At 63.1% G+C, this 15,699-nt stretch carries 15 protein-coding genes and 1 pseudogene; 8 read left to right on the forward strand and 8 right to left on the reverse strand.

The annotated features are described in order from the left end of the window. The first annotated feature begins 18 nt into the window (after positions 1 to 18). The 4 genes and pseudogenes from G7026_RS14240 to G7026_RS14255 all read left to right on the forward strand — a co-directional run. Positions 19 to 1,140: a muconate cycloisomerase family protein gene (locus G7026_RS14240; RefSeq protein WP_181071580.1), complete on the forward strand. Its 1,122-nt coding sequence runs from the start codon at positions 19 to 21 to the stop codon at positions 1,138 to 1,140. A gap of 16 nt (positions 1,141 to 1,156) precedes the next feature. Further along, positions 1,157 to 1,447, forward strand: coding sequence for a muconolactone Delta-isomerase (gene catC / locus G7026_RS14245; protein WP_181071581.1), 291 nt, complete (start codon positions 1,157 to 1,159; stop codon positions 1,445 to 1,447). Positions 1,448 to 1,495: 48 nt separating this feature from the next. Beyond that, positions 1,496 to 2,425, forward strand: a complete 930-nt coding sequence (catA, locus tag G7026_RS14250; protein ID WP_181071582.1) for a catechol 1,2-dioxygenase — start codon at positions 1,496 to 1,498, stop codon at positions 2,423 to 2,425. A 105-nt stretch (positions 2,426 to 2,530) separates the two neighbouring features. Then, positions 2,531 to 2,680, forward strand: a pseudogene (locus G7026_RS14255) (OprD family outer membrane porin); the annotation flags it as partial. Positions 2,681 to 2,785: 105 nt separating this feature from the next. Here the strand turns inward: G7026_RS14255 and G7026_RS14260 are convergent. The 8 genes from G7026_RS14260 to G7026_RS14295 all read right to left on the reverse strand — a co-directional run bounded on the left by G7026_RS14260 (position 2,786) and on the right by G7026_RS14295 (position 11,762). Beyond that, entirely contained in the window at positions 2,786 to 3,262 is a 477-nt protein-coding gene (locus tag G7026_RS14260) for a MarR family winged helix-turn-helix transcriptional regulator (RefSeq protein WP_181071583.1), read from the reverse strand. A gap of 228 nt (positions 3,263 to 3,490) precedes the next feature. After that, the gene (locus G7026_RS14265) at positions 3,491 to 5,044 is read right to left on the reverse strand and encodes a methyl-accepting chemotaxis protein (RefSeq protein ID WP_181071584.1); all 1,554 of its coding nucleotides are present in this window, start codon (positions 5,042 to 5,044) and stop codon (positions 3,491 to 3,493) included. Positions 5,045 to 5,110: 66 nt separating this feature from the next. Beyond that, positions 5,111 to 5,878 carry a class II aldolase/adducin family protein gene (locus G7026_RS14270; protein ID WP_181071585.1) on the reverse strand — a complete coding sequence of 256 codons (768 nt, stop codon included), beginning with the start codon at positions 5,876 to 5,878 and terminating at the stop codon, positions 5,111 to 5,113. Positions 5,879 to 5,895: 17 nt separating this feature from the next. Next, the gene (locus G7026_RS14275; RefSeq protein WP_181071586.1) at positions 5,896 to 6,885 is read right to left on the reverse strand and encodes a ketopantoate reductase family protein; all 990 of its coding nucleotides are present in this window, start codon (positions 6,883 to 6,885) and stop codon (positions 5,896 to 5,898) included. Between the two features lie 37 nt (positions 6,886 to 6,922). Continuing rightward, a complete protein-coding gene (locus tag G7026_RS14280; RefSeq protein WP_181071587.1) occupies positions 6,923 to 7,687 on the reverse strand; it encodes an ABC transporter ATP-binding protein in 765 nt (254 codons plus the stop codon). Then, entirely contained in the window at positions 7,687 to 9,489 is a 1,803-nt protein-coding gene (locus G7026_RS14285) for a branched-chain amino acid ABC transporter ATP-binding protein/permease (RefSeq protein WP_181071588.1), read from the reverse strand. The genes G7026_RS14280 and G7026_RS14285 overlap by 1 nt, the downstream gene beginning before the upstream one ends. Continuing rightward, positions 9,486 to 10,523: a branched-chain amino acid ABC transporter permease gene (locus tag G7026_RS14290; protein WP_181071589.1), complete on the reverse strand. Its 1,038-nt coding sequence runs from the start codon at positions 10,521 to 10,523 to the stop codon at positions 9,486 to 9,488. Before G7026_RS14290 ends, G7026_RS14285 begins: the two co-directional genes overlap by 4 nt. A 93-nt stretch (positions 10,524 to 10,616) precedes the next feature. After that, the gene (locus G7026_RS14295) at positions 10,617 to 11,762 is read right to left on the reverse strand and encodes an ABC transporter substrate-binding protein (protein WP_181071590.1); all 1,146 of its coding nucleotides are present in this window, start codon (positions 11,760 to 11,762) and stop codon (positions 10,617 to 10,619) included. Between the two features lie 682 nt (positions 11,763 to 12,444). Here G7026_RS14295 and G7026_RS14300 point away from each other — a divergent pair. Genes G7026_RS14300 through G7026_RS14315 form a run of 4 tightly spaced genes read left to right on the forward strand, consistent with a single transcriptional unit; the run spans position 12,445 to position 15,670 of the window. Then, positions 12,445 to 13,566 (forward strand): amidase, encoded by a 1,122-nt coding sequence (locus G7026_RS14300; protein ID WP_181071591.1) that lies wholly within the window; start codon positions 12,445 to 12,447, stop codon positions 13,564 to 13,566. A gap of 14 nt (positions 13,567 to 13,580) precedes the next feature. Further along, positions 13,581 to 14,753, forward strand: coding sequence for an indole-3-acetate monooxygenase (iacA, locus tag G7026_RS14305; protein WP_181071592.1), 1,173 nt, complete (start codon positions 13,581 to 13,583; stop codon positions 14,751 to 14,753). A gap of 18 nt (positions 14,754 to 14,771) precedes the next feature. After that, positions 14,772 to 15,134, forward strand: coding sequence for an IacB protein (locus tag G7026_RS14310; RefSeq protein WP_181071593.1), 363 nt, complete (start codon positions 14,772 to 14,774; stop codon positions 15,132 to 15,134). Between the two features lie 5 nt (positions 15,135 to 15,139). Next, positions 15,140 to 15,670, forward strand: coding sequence for a nuclear transport factor 2 family protein (locus G7026_RS14315; RefSeq protein WP_181071594.1), 531 nt, complete (start codon positions 15,140 to 15,142; stop codon positions 15,668 to 15,670). Positions 15,671 to 15,699: the final 29 nt, after the last annotated feature.

A 15,699-nucleotide genomic window follows, 5' to 3' on the forward strand; every position in this document is an offset into this window, starting at 1 on the left:
CGTTGTATGGGAGGAGCTATGACAGCTCCCGTGATCGAGCGTCTCGAGACGTTGATCGTCGACCTGCCCACTATCCGCCCGCATAAACTGGCCATGCACACCATGCATGGTCAGACGCTAGTGATCCTGCGCCTGCATTGCAGCGATGGGATCGAAGGACTCGGCGAAGCCACCACCATCGGCGGTCTGGCGTACGCCAGCGAGAGCCCGGAAAGCATCAAGACCAACTTGGACCGCTATTTCGCGCCGCTGCTCGTTGGCCAGCCGGCCGGCAACGTTAACGCCGCGATGCAGCGCATCGATCGCGGTATCCGCGGCAATACCTTTGCCCGCTCGGCGGTTGAAACCGCTTTGCTCGACGCCCAGGCCAAGCGCCTCGGGCTACCGCTCGCCGAATTGCTGGGTGGTCGGCTGGTCGATGGTCTGGAAGTGGCCTGGACCCTGGCCAGCGGCAATACCGAAAAGGACATCGAAGAGGCGGAGCGCATGCTCGACCTGCGCCGTCACCGCCACTTCAAGCTCAAGATCGGCGCGCGCGAGCCGGCTGGCGACATCGCCCACGTCGCGGCCATCAAGCGTGCCCTGGGCGATCGTGCCAGCGTGCGGGTCGACGTTAACCAGGCCTGGAGCGAGGCCACAGCCCTGCGTGCCTGTGCGCAACTGGCCGACGCCGGTGTCGAATTGATCGAACAGCCCATCGTCCGTCATGACGTCCAGGCGCTGGCACGTGTCAGCGCCCGCAGCCCGGCGGCGGTGATGGCCGACGAATCCATCGAATGCGTGCAGGACGGCTTCGCGCTGGCCCGTGCGGCAGCCGCCCCGGTATTTGCCCTGAAGATCGCCAAGACCGGCGGGCCGCTGGCGGTGCTGCGCGTCGCCGAAATCGCCCGAGCCGCCGGCATCGGTCTGTATGGCGGCACCATGCTCGAAGGCGGAATCGGTACCCTGGCGGCAGCGCACGCCTTCGCCACACTGCCTGCGCTGGAGTGGCACACCGAACTGTTCGGCCCGCTGCTGCTGACCGAGGACATCCTCGTCGAGCCGCTCCTCTATCGGGATTTCAAACTGCACCTTCCACAAGGTCCAGGCCTCGGCTTGAGCCTGGACGACGAGCGCCTGGCCCGCTTCAGCCGCGCCTGAATCAAGGAGATTGCCCATGCTTTTCCACGTACGCATGACCGTGAAACTTCCCGTCGACATGCCCGCCGAACAGGCCGCACGGCTCAAGGCGGACGAGAAGGAGCTCGCCCAGCGCCTGCAGCGCGAGGGCGTCTGGCGCCACCTCTGGCGCATCGCCGGGCTCTACGCCAACGTCAGCGTATTCGACGTGCCCAATGCACAGGCGCTGCATGACACACTTATGCAGCTGCCGCTTTACCCGTACATGGAGATCGAAGTCATGGCGCTGTGTCGCCATCCGTCTTCCGTCCATGACGACGATCGCTAGCCGTACCCAGCCTGGCTTATCGACAAAAACAACATGAGGAAAGCAGCCATGACCGTAAAGATCTCGCAGACCGCCGAGGTGCAGAAGTTCCTGGAGAACGCCAGCGGCTTCGACAATGACCAGGGCAATAATCGGATGAAGACCCTGATCCACCGCGTGCTCAACGATTCGGTGCGCATCATCGAAGACTTGTCCGTCACCCCTGAGGAGTTCTGGAAGGCGGTGAACTACCTGAACGAGCTCGGTAGCCGTCAGGAAGCGGGCCTGCTGGTCGCCGGCCTCGGGCTGGAACACTACCTCGACCTGCTGATGGATGCCGAAGACGCGCAGGCTGGACACACCGGCGGGACGCCGCGCACCATCGAAGGCCCTTTGTATGTCGCCGGCGCGCCGCTGAGCAAGGGCGAGGCGCGGCTCGACGACGGCACCGATCCGGGCACCGTGCTGTTCATGGAAGGGCAGGTGTGGGATACCGACGGCAAGCCGCTGGCCGGCGCGATCGTCGACGTCTGGCATGCCAACACCGGTGGCACCTACTCCTACTTCGACCCGTCGCAGTCGGAATTCAACCTGCGTCGCCGTATCGAGACCGATGCCGAGGGTCGCTACCGGCTGCGCAGCATCGTGCCGTCCGGCTATGGCTGCCCGCCCGATGGCCCGACCCAGCAGCTGCTCGATCAGCTCGGCCGCCATGGTCAGCGCCCGGCGCACATCCATTTCTTCATTTCCGCCGCTGGCCATCGCCATCTGACCACGCAGATCAACCTGTCCGGCGAAAAGTACCTGCATGACGACTTCGCCTACGCCACCCGCGACGAGCTGATCGCCGAGATCCGCTTCGTCGACGATCCGGCCAAGGCGAAGGCCCGCGGTGTGGACGGACGCTTTGCCGAGATCGAGTTCCACTTCACCCTGCAACCGGCCGCGGAGCTGACCGCACAGCAGCGCCTCAAGCGTGTCCGCGCCCTGGAAGCCTGAAAGTCATAACCGGATCTCGCCGCGACCTGCAGGCGCGCGGCGATAGACTCGGCAAGTCCGCATCGCGTTCCCGCGATGCGGGCTGCATGACAATAATAAGAGTGGGAGCGCGACCTGGACATCGGCTACACCGTGCAGAGCGGGCCGCTGCGAAACCTCAACGTGCGTCTACGCAACGTCACGGCGCGCTCGAACTACCGCAGCGACATCGACGAGAACCGGTTGATTTTTAACTGCACCTGGCAGTTGCTCTGACGCGAGTCGCCGGTCGGTCGTACGCAGGAGGCGCAACGCCCTATGCGTGTCCAGGAAGGGCGGCTTCGACAGAAAAGAGGCCCGCCCGATGGGGCGGTTGTCGTTTCAGCGGTCCGGCAAATTCGCGAAGATGGTGGCCAAGGACTGGTTGAGCTTGCGCAGCTGGGCTTCGGTCATGCCCTGGAAGCTATTGTGGAAGAGTTCTTCGGTCACTTCATGCATGGCGAAGAACGCCTCGCGACCGGCTTGCGTGAGGCTGACCTGGGTCACGCGGCCATCCTGTACGCTCTGGTTGGTTTCGACGAGGCCGTCATCTTTCATCCGGTAGACAATCTTGGTGATGGTCGACAGCTTGGCAACGGCATGTTCGGAAATCTCCGAAATGCTGGAATTGTCGTTTTCGTACAGGATGTTCAGGACGCGCCAGCGCGGAATGTCCAGATCGACCCGCTTGAGCAGTCTTTCCATGGCCATCGAGTAACGTCCGTAAACGCGGGCAAGCCAGTAGAAGGGAAACTCCTCCTTATGGAAGTCCTCGCTGGCAGGGTTGTAGCGACTACGGCGTTTCTTGGAGATGGCCATGAAGGTATGGACTGCCTTAGAAAAATAGACGGGCAATCATAGACATTTCTCGTAATCCGGGCAGCGTCTCTCTTACGAACATGGACGTGCCAGTTGGTTGCACCTGAACCGGTGCCGGCGCCGACCGCATCTGCGAGCGCCCGACCGCTCGAGTCGCTTGCGAGGTACGCCGATGGTCAGCGTTGCGGCAGCGGCCGGTTGCCCCATCCGGGGCGCTTGCGCCTTGCGTTACCCCTTCAGGAACCGTAAGGCCAGGCCCAACTGCGACTCTGCGAGCTGATGCACGGCCTGGCTTATTTCCGTGGTACGTCCGGCTTGTTGGCTGGTGCGTTCGGTGAAGCCGGCGATGTCGGTGATCTGCCTGTTGATCTGCTCGGCCACCTGGCCTTGTTGTTCGATGGCTGCCGCCATCTGCAGGCTCATGCCACTGATCTGACCGATCTCCTCGCAGATGCGGGCCAGCGCCTGGCGAGCCTGCTCGACGTCTTCAGCCGAGCGTTGCGCCGCAGCTTCTCCGTTCTGCGCGGTAGCAAGGGCACGGGCGCTACCGTCGCGCAGGCTTTCGATGGAGCTCTGAATCTCGTGTGTTGATTCTCGGGTATGTGAGGCCAGGCGGCGAACTTCGTCAGCGACCACCGCGAAGCCGCGGCCCGACTCTCCGGCACGCGCAGCCTCTATGGCTGCGTTCAGGGCAAGCAGGTTGGTCTGCTCGGCAATGTTCTGGATGACGTTGGCGATACCGCCAATGGACTCGATGGCTTCGGCGAGTTGCTCGACCGCCACCCCGGTGTCTTTGACAGAGTCACGCATGCTAGTCATCGATGCCTGGCTTCCCACCGACAGGCGTTCGCCGTCCCGCGCCAGTTGGTCGGCCTTCTGCGCCGCCTCCGCAGTGGTCTGCAGGTTGCGTGACAGCTCCTGGATCGTCGCGCTCATTTCATTGATCGCCGCGGCGGTCTGTTCGGTTTCACGGACTTGTTGGCCCAATTGCTCGGCTGCCATGTCCACCACCTCGGCTGAGCTCTGTGCCTGCTGTCTGAGCACTTCGCTATTGATGCAGATGCGCGACATCACGGTGCTCATCCGTGCGCGCTGGCTGTTCAGCGCCATGGCGAGTCGGCCGATGTCGCCGGGGTGGTCACTGTGCAGCGGTGCCAGCAACGCGTCGCTGTAAATTTCCCGGTGCCGGGCGAGCAGTTCCCGGACCTGCTTGCGCCGCCTTAGGGTGGACTGGAGCGTGCCGCTACCGAGCAAGGCGAGCAGGGCGATCAGCCACACGGGACCGAGTTGATGACTGGCCCAGGCGCCGATCAAGCCGATGGCGGTTGCGATCGTGAGCGCGTGTTCTGCGACGCCGGCCTGCACCCGTGCGCTCCATGACCAGGGCAATTTGCCCCGCGCGAGTCGCAGGTAAAGCGCCTGCGCACGTTGGACGTCTTCCGGCTCGATGTCTTGGTAAACGGTGCCCAGCGCCGACAATTGCCCGCCGTCGAACAGCGGAACCACATAGAGGGTGTGCCAGTACGTCGAGCCATCCTTGTGCAGGCCCATCATCGGTCCTGTCCAGGGCACGCCCGCGCGTAGCGCCCGCCACATGCCGGCGATCACCACCGCGGGCATGTCCGGGTGATTGATTATCTGATGCGGTTTGCCCACCAGTTCGGCTTCGCTGTAGCCGCACATCGAACGGTAGGCGGGGTTGCAGTTCAGGACCACACCTTGTGGGTCGAGCCGCGAGATCGGAGGTTCAACGAAGGTCAGGGCGTTTGCGGCGGCAGTCATGGCGCGACTCCTATACTGGCCACGGATCGAGGCGCGGCGTCGCGGGCACGCGACGCCGCGTGGGGGTCACCAGCTCATCTGCCGCTCGGTGCGCATCTTGCGAACCATGGCGTCATAGAACTTGATGGCAAAGCCGCTTTCGCGGATCAGCATCGCGGTGAGGTCGGCGCACTTGGCGGCGATACCTTCCTCCAGTGGATTGTCTTCGCCGCCCAGTGCACCGGCGGCACACTGGTTTTCGGCGGCGCGCTGGACGGTCCAGAGTAAGAAGAACGCCTTTTCGATACTGCTTTCACCGACCGCGATGCCATGGTTGCGCAGCACCAGGATGTGCTTGTCACCGAGGCTTTCGATCATGCGTACCTTCTCGTCGTCGAACAGGGTGATGCCTTCGAAGGTGTGGTAGCCGACGCGGCCATACAGCTGCGCGCCGTAGAAGTCGTCATGAGTGAAGCCGCGCTTCTTCTGCACCACGGCAGAGATCGGCGTCGTGTGGGTGTGGATCAGGCATTGGATGTCTTCGCGTGCCCCGTGCACGGCACTGTGCAGGGCGAAGCCCGCGGGGTTGCCGTCGTACTCCGAGGGTTCCAGCTTGTTGCCGTGCAGATCGACCTTGAGCAGATTGGCCGGTGTGACTTCGGTGTAATTGAGCCCGAACGGATTGACCAGATAGTGGTGGGCGGGGCCGGGCAGTCGCGCCGAAATGTGGTTGAAGATGGTCTCCGTCCAGCCGAAGTAATCGACCAGGTGATAACAATGGGCGAGCTTGACGCGCAGCGCCCATTCCTCTTCGCTGCATTGGGTAGGTTGGGTGAATTCGGTCCTGGCGTTCATGGCAGGTCTCTTCGTGTTCAGTGAATGTGCGTCCGGGCGCTGCAGAAGCGCGCCAGGGCGAGGATGTCGCGGGTGATGGGCATGGCTAGGCCCTGGTGGCCGGCAAGCTCGATGACGGCGTCGCCGATTGCCGCAAGCTCCAGCGGGCGGCCGCTCTGGTAGTCCTGCAGCATCGAGGTGCGGACCGCGCCCATGCCGGCGCCCAGCTCCATGAAGGTGAGCGGGTCGAAGTTGATGCGGGCGCCATAAGCGGCGGCCGTGAGCAGGGTCTCCTGAAGGATCTTGGCGACCACGGTCTTCAGTTCGGTCTTGCCATAGAGTTCTTCGAGCGTCGCACCGGTCAGGACCGACAGCGGGTTGGACGTCAGGTTGGCAATGATCTTGGTCCACAGCTGGTCGCGGATGCGGTCGGTGGCGCGGGCCTCGATACCGGCTCGCTCGATCAGTGCACGGACCTGTTCCAGGCGCTCGGTCATCCGGTCACTGGGTTCGCCGAGGATCATCAGGTGCGGGTTGCGTGACGTCACCACGCCCGGCGAGACGGTTTCGGCGGTGATGAACACCACGCAGCCGAGCACGCGTTCCAGATCCAGCGCCCGGCTCAATGCTCCATCGGGGTCGACGGCTTCGACGCGGCGGCCGGCGAAGCGGCCCTGCACGCCGTGGAAGTACCACCAGGGCACGCCATTGACGACCGGAACGACGACGGTGCGTTCGCTGATGAGCGGGGCGAGGGTCGGCAGCAGGCCCGCCAGTGCCGGTGCCTTGGTGCAGATGAACACCAGGTCCTGCTCGCCGAACACGTCGCAGCGGTCGCTTGCGGTTACCCGAGCGTGGTGCTCGCCTTCCAGGTCGGTCAGGTGGATGCCGTCCGAGCTCAGTGCCGTGAGGGTTTCTCCGCGTGCCAGCACGCTGACCGGCTGGCCGCCCCTGACCAGCCGTGCCGCCAGGGTGCAGCCGATCGCGCCCGCACCGACGATGCATACCCGTTGTGTCGATGTGTTCATGAGGGCTCCTTGAGGCTCGTCCTGGCGAGCCAATCGGTCATCCGGCCAACATTTCCTGATGCTTGCTGGCGAGCCCGAGGTAGGCCTCGATCACGCGAGGATCGTCGGCGAGCTGGTCCGCGGGTCCTTGCATGGCGATCTGTCCGGTCTCCAGCACATAGGCGTAATCCGCCACACGCAGCGCCGCGCGGGCGTTCTGCTCGACCAGCAGGATCGACACGCCCTGTTTTCGCAGCTCGGCGATGATCCGGAAGATTTCCCGGGTGATCAGCGGCGCGAGGCCGAGGCTCGGCTCATCGAGCATCAGCAGTTTGGGCTTGGCCATCAGCGCGCGACCCACGGCAAGCATCTGCCTCTCGCCGCCGGACAGGGTCGAGGACTCCTGCTTGCGTCGCTCGAACAGACGCGGAAAGAGGTCGTAGACCTCCTGCAGGGTGCCGTCGAGGTGCCTGTCGCCCTTGCGGTAGCGCATGAAGCCGCCGAGGCGCAGGTTGTCCTCGACGCTCATGCTGCCGAACAGCTCACGCTTCTCGGGTACCAGGCCGAGCCCCCGGCCGACCAGCACTTCGACCTCCGGCACCGCTTCGAGGGAGCCGTCGAAGCGTACCTGGCCCTTGGAGCCGAGCACGCCCATGATGGCCGACAGCAGCGTGGTCTTGCCGGCGCCGTTCGGGCCGATCACCGTGACGATCTGGCCCTCGCCAACGGTGAGGTTGGCGTTGCTCAGCGCCTCGACCTTGCCGTACGCGACACAGAGGTCGTTCACTTCCAGCAGTGTGTTGCGTGGTACGTTCCGGTTCATCACTCCGCTCCTCCAAGATAGGCTTCCAGTACGGCGGGGTTCTGTTGCACCTCTTCGGGCAGGCCCTCAGCGATCTTTTCACCGAACTCCATCACCACGACCCGGTCGACCAGGCCCATGACGAAGTCCATGTCATGCTCGACGAGCAGAATGGCCATGCCTTCACCGCGTAGCTTGCGCAGGAGGTTGCCCAGGGCTTCCTTTTCCTTGAGGCGCAGTCCGGCGGCCGGTTCGTCGAGCAGCAGAAGGCAAGGGTCGGAGCAGAGGGCGCGAGCGATTTCCAGGATGCGCTGCTGGCCCAGGGCGAGGCTGCCGGCCTCTTCGTAGAGGTAGTCACCGAGGCCGACGCGCTCGAGCTGGTAGCGCGCCTCGCGCAGCAGTTCGGCTTCTTCGGCGCGCTCCAGGTGCAGCAACGACGGGACGATGCCCTTGGCGCCGCGCAGGTGGGCACCGATGGCCACGTTCTCCAACACGCTCATGCTCGGTAGCAGTTTCACGTGTTGGAAGGTCCGGCTCATGCCCATGCGCGCGATGCGGCGCGACGGTATGCCGTTGATCCTTTTGCCGAGGAACTGCACCTCGCCTGCGCTGGGCACGTCCACGCCGGAAATCTGGTTGAACATGGTGCTTTTGCCGGCGCCGTTGGGGCCGATCAGGGCGAGGATTTCACCGGCATGGACCGACAGGTTCATCTGGTTGTTGGCCACCAGCCCGCCGAAGCGCCTGGTTACCTCCCGGGCCTCGAGTATCAGCTCGCCACCCGCTGGCAAGGTGCGACGCGGCAGCGCTGGCGCCTGGTCGTCGGCGATGGGCGAACGGTGTCGGTGGCGCAGCGCCGCAGGCATGGCTTTGACCAGCAGAGACCAGAGTCCACCGGGTGCGCGCTGCATCAGCAATACGATGAGCAGCCCGAAGACGATCATCTCGTAGTTGCCCTGGCTACCCAGCAGCATTGGCAGCCAATCTTGTAGCCACTGCTTGAGCATGGTCAGGATGCCCGCGCCGAGCAGAGCGCCCCAGACGCTACCCACTCCGCCGATGAGCGCCATGAACAGGTAGTCGATGCCCATGTTCAAGCCGAACGGCGTGGGATTCACGAAGCGTTGGGTGTGCGCATAGAGCCAGCCGGAGACCGCGGCGAACAGAGCCGAGATCAGGAAGATCACCATCTTCGAGCGGAAGGTGTTGACGCCCATTGATTCGGCCATGATCTGGCCGCCCTTGAGTGCGCGAATGGCGCGCCCCTCGCGAGAATTCAGGAGGTTCTGGGTGATCAGGATGGCCAGTAGCAGCACGGCCCAGATCAGGTAGTAGATTTTTTCGCCGCGATCGAGCGCGATACCGAACAGCGAGAGGGAGGGCAGGTCGGCAACACCGGTCTGGCCACCCAGCTCATCGATGGTGCCGAACAGGTAATACAGCGATATCCCCCAGGCGATGGTGCCCAGCGGCAGATAGTGACCTGACAGCTTGAGGGTCAGCGCCCCGAGAATCAGCGCGACGGCGGTTGTCAGCAGGATGCCGATCACCAGCGCCAGCCATGGCGAGCCCGCTGTCCAGGCCAGCCAGGTAGGCAGCTGTTCGGTAGTGGTGAGATAGGCGCTGGTGTAAGCGCCCAGGCCGACGAATGCCGCTTGCCCGAAGCTGGTCATGCCACCGACGCCGGTCAGCAGTACCAGGCCGAGCACGACGAGCGTATACAGGCCGATGTAGTTGAGCAGGGTGATCTGGAAGTTCGGCAGCACGAGCGGCGCAAAGCCCAGCACCACGACCAGGGCGATCACGAGATAGCGTGGTTTCATTCGTCTTCCTCCACGTGACGGCTGGTGAGGGAGCGCCAGAGCAGAAAGGGAATGATCAGGGTGAACACGATCACTTCTTTATAGGTACTGGCCCAGAACATCGAGAAGGCCTCGACCAGCCCGACCACCAGCGCACCGATCGCGGCGAGGGGATAGCTGACCAGACCGCCGATGATTGCGCCGACGAAGCCCTTGAGGCTGATGATGAAGCCGGAGTCGAAATAAAGCGTGGTGATCGGTGCGATCAGGATGCCTGACAGCGTGCCGATGAAGGCGGCGAGGGCGAAGGTCGCCTTGCCTGCCAGAGTGGGCGAGATGCCCATGAGACGCGCGCCCATCCGGTTGACGGCGGTGGCGCGCAGCGCCTTGCCATAGAGGCTGCGCTCGAAGAACAGGAACAGCGCGATGATGGCCGTGAGCGAGACCACGATGACCCAGAGCGTCTGACTCTTGAGCATCACCGGGCCGATCTCCAGGAAGGCGTCCGAGAACGGACGTGTCTGCGCGCCTTCTGGACCGAACAGCAGCAGGCCGACGCCGACCATGGCGACATGCACGGCGATCGACACGATCAGAAGCACCAGGGCATGGGCGCCAGCGATCGGCTGAAAGAAAAGGCGGTACATCTGCGGGCCGAGCGGCACCAGCAGGGCCAGGGTGAGCAGTGTCTGCAGACCCATTTGCAGGTCGGCTAGCGGCAGGCTGCGTACCAACGCAACCATGATCAAGGCATAGGCGAGTTTGATCGGTACCCGGCGCGGCAGACGAAAACCGGTACTGGCGCGTGCTGCATCGATCAGGTCGAGGCTGCAATCCACCACGGTCAGGGCCAGCAGCAGCCAGGCCAGCGCCGTGGGGTGACCGGCCTGTATGGCGGCCATCGTCAGGGCACCGAAGGTGACGAACTCACCGAGCGGAATCAGTAGGATTCGCGTCACGGTGAATACGAGCAGGATGGACAGCGCCAGCAAAGCATAGATGGCACCGTTGGTCACGCCATCCTGCCCAAGCAGCATGGCTATCTGGAGATTCATCGCAAGACATCCTCAAAAGGCGGGAACGCCTGAATTGGCGGCAAAAGGCGCGGGCGGGATCGTGCCCGTCCGCTTTTTAGTTATGGCGGCGGCTTATTTGAGCAGTGCCCATTTGCCGTCCTTGACGGAGATGAGTTCGCGACCGCGTTCATCGAAGCCGCTGTGATCTTCAGCGGTCATGTTGTAGACGCCTTGGGTTCCCGCGAGCTCACGGGTCTGTTCGAGCGCGTCGCGAAGGGCTGCGCGAAATTCGGGCGTGCCGGGCTTGGCGGTCTGCTCCGCCACGGGGATGGCTTGTTCCAGCAGCAGCCCGGCGTCGTAGACGTTGGCGCCAAAGGTCGCGGGCGTTTCGTTGTAGAGCTTGCGGTAGGCCTCGATGTACGACTTGGCGATCGCCTTGGAGGGATGACTGTCCGGAACCTCGTCTACCACCAGCATCAGGCTTGCGGCGAGGATGGTCCCTTCCACCTTCTTGCCGCCGAGCTTGAGGAAGGGGTCGAGCGCTGCACCGTGGGTCTGGTACATCTGGCCCTTGTAGCCCTGGTCGGCCAGCGTGGTCTGTGGCATGACCGATGAGCTTCCCGGCGCTGCCACCAGCACCGCGTCGGGCTTGGTCATCAGGATCTTCAGGCTCTGCCCGGTGACTGACGTGTCCTGGCGCTGGAAGCGCTCGTTGGCCACGATCTTGATGCCGTTCTTCCCGGCGAGCTCGGCCATGACCTTGGCCCAGTTCTCCCCGTAAGGATCCGCGGTACCGATGAAGCCCAGCGTCTTGACTCCGCTCGTGATCATCTGCGCGACGATGGCATCGGCGATCAGGTCATCGTTCTGAGTGGTCTTGAACACCCATCGCTTCTGCTCGGTCATCGGCAGTACCACGGCGGCGGTGCCGACCGGTGCCAGCATCGGCGTACCGGATTCGGCGGCGAACTGGATGACGCCCATGGCATTCGGCGAGCCGCTTGGCCCGATGATCGCGTCCACCTTCTCCTCGTCGATGAGTTTCTTGAATGCCTTCACCGACGCGGTGGGGTCGCTGCCGTCGTCCAGCGAGATATAGGTGATGTTCTGGTCACCGACCTTCTTGGGCATCAGGGCGATGCTGTTCTTTTGCGGGATGCCCACCAGTGCAATCGGTCCGGTGGAGGAAGTGATCACGCCAATCTTTACCTCGGCGTGGGCGAGGGGAACGCAAAGCGCACTCAACATCAGGGTGGACACAGCTTTCATGAATCGCATGTCGTTCTCCAGGGTGCAGGGCTAAATGCGGGCTGGCCGCCGGATGGGCTCCAAGCCTTCTTGTTGTCAGCGCCAAAGCGCTTCGATGGCAGGAGACCGCTCGGCGACCCCTCGCTACCGAGTCGGAGATAGCAGTTTGCATGCCAGCGTCGGGGGTGCCCCACCAGTGAGCCACGCTGCCGTCCTGTATTTCTCTCCCTGTGGTGCTCGCTTTTCAACGGTGCCGAGACATGAGCGGGCGCGGGTCAGACGCTAGAAAAAACAGCCGCTTAGGCCGAGTTTTTAGCGGTTGTGAGCAGAAAAAATCGATCAAAATAACGCTCAAAAATACGCTTTAAAAAAGTAATTTTATTTTTGAATGCTCAACAAAATCTTCGAGGTTTTTTGAGCATGAGTAACGCCGCGGTAACACCTGATTTGGCTCCTGATTCAGCAATTTTTAACTTATAAGTTATTGTAAAATAAAGATAATATGTGTTGTTAAGCTCTGTGGTGATGGATTTTTGGATCGTTACGATAGTGCACAAAACTGGTGCTTTTTACGTGAAAAGTGCACCAAAAGAAGCGCTATAAAATCTTCCCTAAATCAATTGACAATTCACGTAATAGTGGCGATTTTAGATTTACGCATATGCCAGGCAGTGCTTGGCGAGTCTGATATCGGATCACAAAGGTGAATGGCATGACGATCGTGGTGGAGACGCTGAATCTGGGAGGAAGCGGACCGACCGTGATGGTGAAGGACACCATCGACGTAGCCGGTCATCCCACTCGGGCGTCCAGTCGGGCGCTGCAGGATGCCGAGCCGGCCACACGGCATGCCGACGTGGTAGCGGCGCTGCTGGCAAATGACTGCCGCCTGGTCGGCAAGGTGAGCCTCCACGAGCTGGCATTCGGCACGACCGGTATCAACCAGTTCACCGGCACTGCGCAAAACCCGCGCTACCCCGGGCGGATTCCCGGAGGTTCTTCGAGCAGTTCGGCCACCGCGGTAGCCGCCGGGCTCTGCGATTTTTCGCTGGGGACCGATACCGGCGGCTCCATTCGTATTCCGGCCTGCTGTTGTGGCGTTTTCGGCTTCAAGCCCACCTTCGGCCGTGTCAGCCGGGCAGGCGTGATGCCGACGGAAACCTCCCTCGATTGCGTAGGCCCCTTCGCCGACAGCTTGCCGATGCTGATCGAGGCCATGCGCATGATCGATCCCGGCTTCGGGCCCTTGCCCGAGGTCGAGGCGTTCGAAATTGGGGTGGTGGCGGTCGATGCGCAACCGGAAATCCTCGAGGCGATACAGCACAGGTTGTCCGCCGCCGGTATCCGGCAAATGTCCGTTTCCCTGCCGCAGATGTCCGCCGCCTATGCCGCCGGCATGGTGGTGATCAATCGCGAAACCTGGAAGGCGGCCGGGCACCTGGTCGATGGAGGGCTGGTCGGAGAAGACGTCGCAGGTCGGCTGCTAGCCGCCGCACGAACCACCGATGAGGCCCTGGCCGAGGCCGAAGCCGTTCGCGCGGCCTTTACCGCCGAGGTGGATGCAGTGCTGGCGCAGCATCAGGTGCTCGCGCTGCCGACCATGCCCGACTACCCGCTGCGCATCGAAGATGCGGCCGATACCCGCGCCGTGCTGGGCATGACCGCCCTGGTGCGGCCTTTCAATCTTTCCGGCCACCCGGCCTTGACCATCCCGCTCGAAGGGAAATCTGGTCTGCCGGTTGGCCTGCAACTGATCGCCGCCAAAGGTGCGGACGAACGTCTTCTGGCGTTCGCCCAGGCTTTGCTGTGCCGATCCGAACAAGGTGGTAACTGATCATGGAGCCCGTTATGAAGCCCCTTAATGTGGTCGGCCAGCGACCAACTGCCGTCCCTTCCTCGAGCGATGCGTTCGAGGCCCTCTTGACGGATGTGCGCGGTCGAGGCCGTAGCGGAGAGTTTGATCGAAATGGCCACATTTCGCCAGACGTTATCGACCAGTTTAAGACTGTTGGCGTCTATCGAGCCTGCGTGCCCAAGCGTTTCGGTGGCGACGAGCGCACCCCCGCCGAATTCTGCGAAATGATCGAGCGGATATCCATGGCAGACGGGTCGGCCGGCTGGGTGGCCAGCTTCGGCATGAGCCCTGTCTATCTCTCCGCGCTGCCGCTGGAGACGATCCGGGAGATCTATGCCAATGGGCCCGATGTCGTCTTCGCCGGCGGTATCTTCCCGCCGCAGCCGGCCGAGATCGTCGAGGGTGGCTTCAAGGTGCGCGGACGCTGGAAGTACTCCAGCGGTTGCGTGGGGGCTTCGATCGTGGGCGTCGGCATCGCGCCGAAGAATGGCGACAAGCTGGATCTGCCGCGTCTGGCGGTGATGCCGCAGAGCAAGGCGCGCATCGAACGGACCTGGGACACCGTCGGCCTGCTCGGCACCGGTAGCCACGATCTGATCGTCGAGGACGTGGTGGTGCCGGAGGCCTGGACCTTCGTGCGTGGTGGCGCTTCGAATTTGGACGAGCCGTTTTTCCGCTATCCGTCACTGTCCTTCGCCACCCAGGTCCTTTCGGTGGTCGGACTCGGCGTGGCCCGGGCAGCGCTCGATGAATTGCGCGACATGGCCGCCGGCCGCATCTCGATCACCGGCGCGCCAGCGGTGGCCGACCGCCCGATCGCCCAGGTAGAGATCGCCAAGGCCGAGGCGGCGCTGCTATCGGCGCGCGCCTTCTTCTTCGATTCCATCGAGGACGCCTGGCAATGCGTGCTGGCCGGCGATCCCGTGCCGGCGGAAAAGACCAATCTGCTGCGCCTGTCCTCGACCCATGCCACCCGCGTCGCCGCGGATGTGGCGCGCACCGCGCAAATGCTGTCGGGCATGACCGGCGTCTACAACAGCAGCCCGCTGGCGCGCTTCGTCAACGACGCCCAGGTCGTCACCCAGCACGCGTTCATGGGCGACATCACCTACCAGAACGCCGGTGCCATCTTCTTCGGTAAGCAGCCCTTGCCGGGCTACCTCTGACCCTATCTGGAGCCAATCATGAGCGAGAAAAAACCATTGCGCGTCCTGTTCTGCATGGGCATCAACCAGAACTTCTTCGATGCACCGCGTGAAGAGCAACTCGAAGTGTGGGCCGCGTTCAGCGCCATGTGGAACGGCATTCACGACCTGCCCGGCGTGAAGGTCTTCGGCAACATGGACGACGACCAGAGCATGGTCGGCCCGTCCACCGGTTACCCCTGGACCACCTACCTGCTGGCCGACGTTCCGGACCTCGAAACCGTGCATGCGGCCTGCAACCTGTTCCGTACCACGCCGGTGGGTGAGGGCACCTACAAGCTGTGGCGCTACGCCAAGGTCGAGGCCCGTACCGGCCGCGAACTCATCATCCAGCGCGCGTGACCGCCATGTTGACCGAAACCCGGATCGCCGATCTCCAAGCGCAGCTCGAGCGCTTCCAGATCGAGCACGCCTCACGCGCCTGTATGAACCGCTACATGGTGCTGTGCGACGCCCTCGATGCAAGCACGCCGCTGGACGAACTGGCCGGCCTGTTCACCACGGACGCCGTGTGGGAAGGCAAGGGCGCCAAGTATGCCGGCAGCTTCGGTGGCTACCGCGGCCGTGAGGCAATTCGCGCGATGTTTGCGACCTACATGAAGACGCCGGCGCACTTCGCCCTGAACGTGCATTTCCTCACCAGCGAGCTGATCGAGGTGAGCGAAGAGGGTGCTCTGGGCAGCTGGGTGATGTTGCAGACCTCGACCTTCGCCGACGGCGCCTCGCACCTCAATGCGGCGCGCCTGACCGTGCGTTTCGCCGAGGAGGGTGGGCAATGGCGCATGGCGCATTTCCAGACCGAAAACCTGTTCAGCCGTCCCGTGGATGCGTGGAACAGCGAGGCCCGTTTGCCGGTGCCCGAAAAGCCGGCCGAATGACCCCGAGACTTTCTTGACGTCGGCCAGCC

The sequence above is a fragment of the Stutzerimonas azotifigens genome (assembly GCF_013522725.1).
GTDB classification, from domain to species: Bacteria; Pseudomonadota; Gammaproteobacteria; order Pseudomonadales; family Pseudomonadaceae; genus Stutzerimonas; species Stutzerimonas azotifigens_A.

Excerpts from the sequence above, each read along its gene's own strand:
- G7026_RS14285 (WP_181071588.1), bottom strand. The coding sequence starts at position 9,489 with ATGAAACCACGCTATCTCGTGATCGCCCTGGTCGTGGTGCTGGGCTTT.
- iacA (WP_181071592.1), top strand. The coding sequence starts at position 13,581 with ATGAAGCCCCTTAATGTGGTCGGCCAGCGACCAACTGCCGTCCCTTCC.
- G7026_RS14260 (WP_181071583.1), bottom strand. The coding sequence starts at position 3,262 with ATGGCCATCTCCAAGAAACGCCGTAGTCGCTACAACCCTGCCAGCGAG.
- G7026_RS14310 (WP_181071593.1), top strand. The coding sequence starts at position 14,772 with ATGAGCGAGAAAAAACCATTGCGCGTCCTGTTCTGCATGGGCATCAAC.
- G7026_RS14270 (WP_181071585.1), bottom strand. The coding sequence starts at position 5,878 with ATGAACGCCAGGACCGAATTCACCCAACCTACCCAATGCAGCGAAGAG.
- catA (WP_181071582.1), top strand. The coding sequence starts at position 1,496 with ATGACCGTAAAGATCTCGCAGACCGCCGAGGTGCAGAAGTTCCTGGAG.
- G7026_RS14280 (WP_181071587.1), bottom strand. The coding sequence starts at position 7,687 with ATGAACCGGAACGTACCACGCAACACACTGCTGGAAGTGAACGACCTC.
- G7026_RS14300 (WP_181071591.1), top strand. The coding sequence starts at position 12,445 with ATGACGATCGTGGTGGAGACGCTGAATCTGGGAGGAAGCGGACCGACC.
- G7026_RS14275 (WP_181071586.1), bottom strand. The coding sequence starts at position 6,885 with ATGAACACATCGACACAACGGGTATGCATCGTCGGTGCGGGCGCGATC.
- catC (WP_181071581.1), top strand. The coding sequence starts at position 1,157 with ATGCTTTTCCACGTACGCATGACCGTGAAACTTCCCGTCGACATGCCC.
- G7026_RS14265 (WP_181071584.1), bottom strand. The coding sequence starts at position 5,044 with ATGACTGCCGCCGCAAACGCCCTGACCTTCGTTGAACCTCCGATCTCG.
- G7026_RS14290 (WP_181071589.1), bottom strand. The coding sequence starts at position 10,523 with ATGAATCTCCAGATAGCCATGCTGCTTGGGCAGGATGGCGTGACCAAC.
- G7026_RS14295 (WP_181071590.1), bottom strand. The coding sequence starts at position 11,762 with ATGCGATTCATGAAAGCTGTGTCCACCCTGATGTTGAGTGCGCTTTGC.
- G7026_RS14315 (WP_181071594.1), top strand. The coding sequence starts at position 15,140 with ATGTTGACCGAAACCCGGATCGCCGATCTCCAAGCGCAGCTCGAGCGC.
- G7026_RS14240 (WP_181071580.1), top strand. The coding sequence starts at position 19 with ATGACAGCTCCCGTGATCGAGCGTCTCGAGACGTTGATCGTCGACCTG.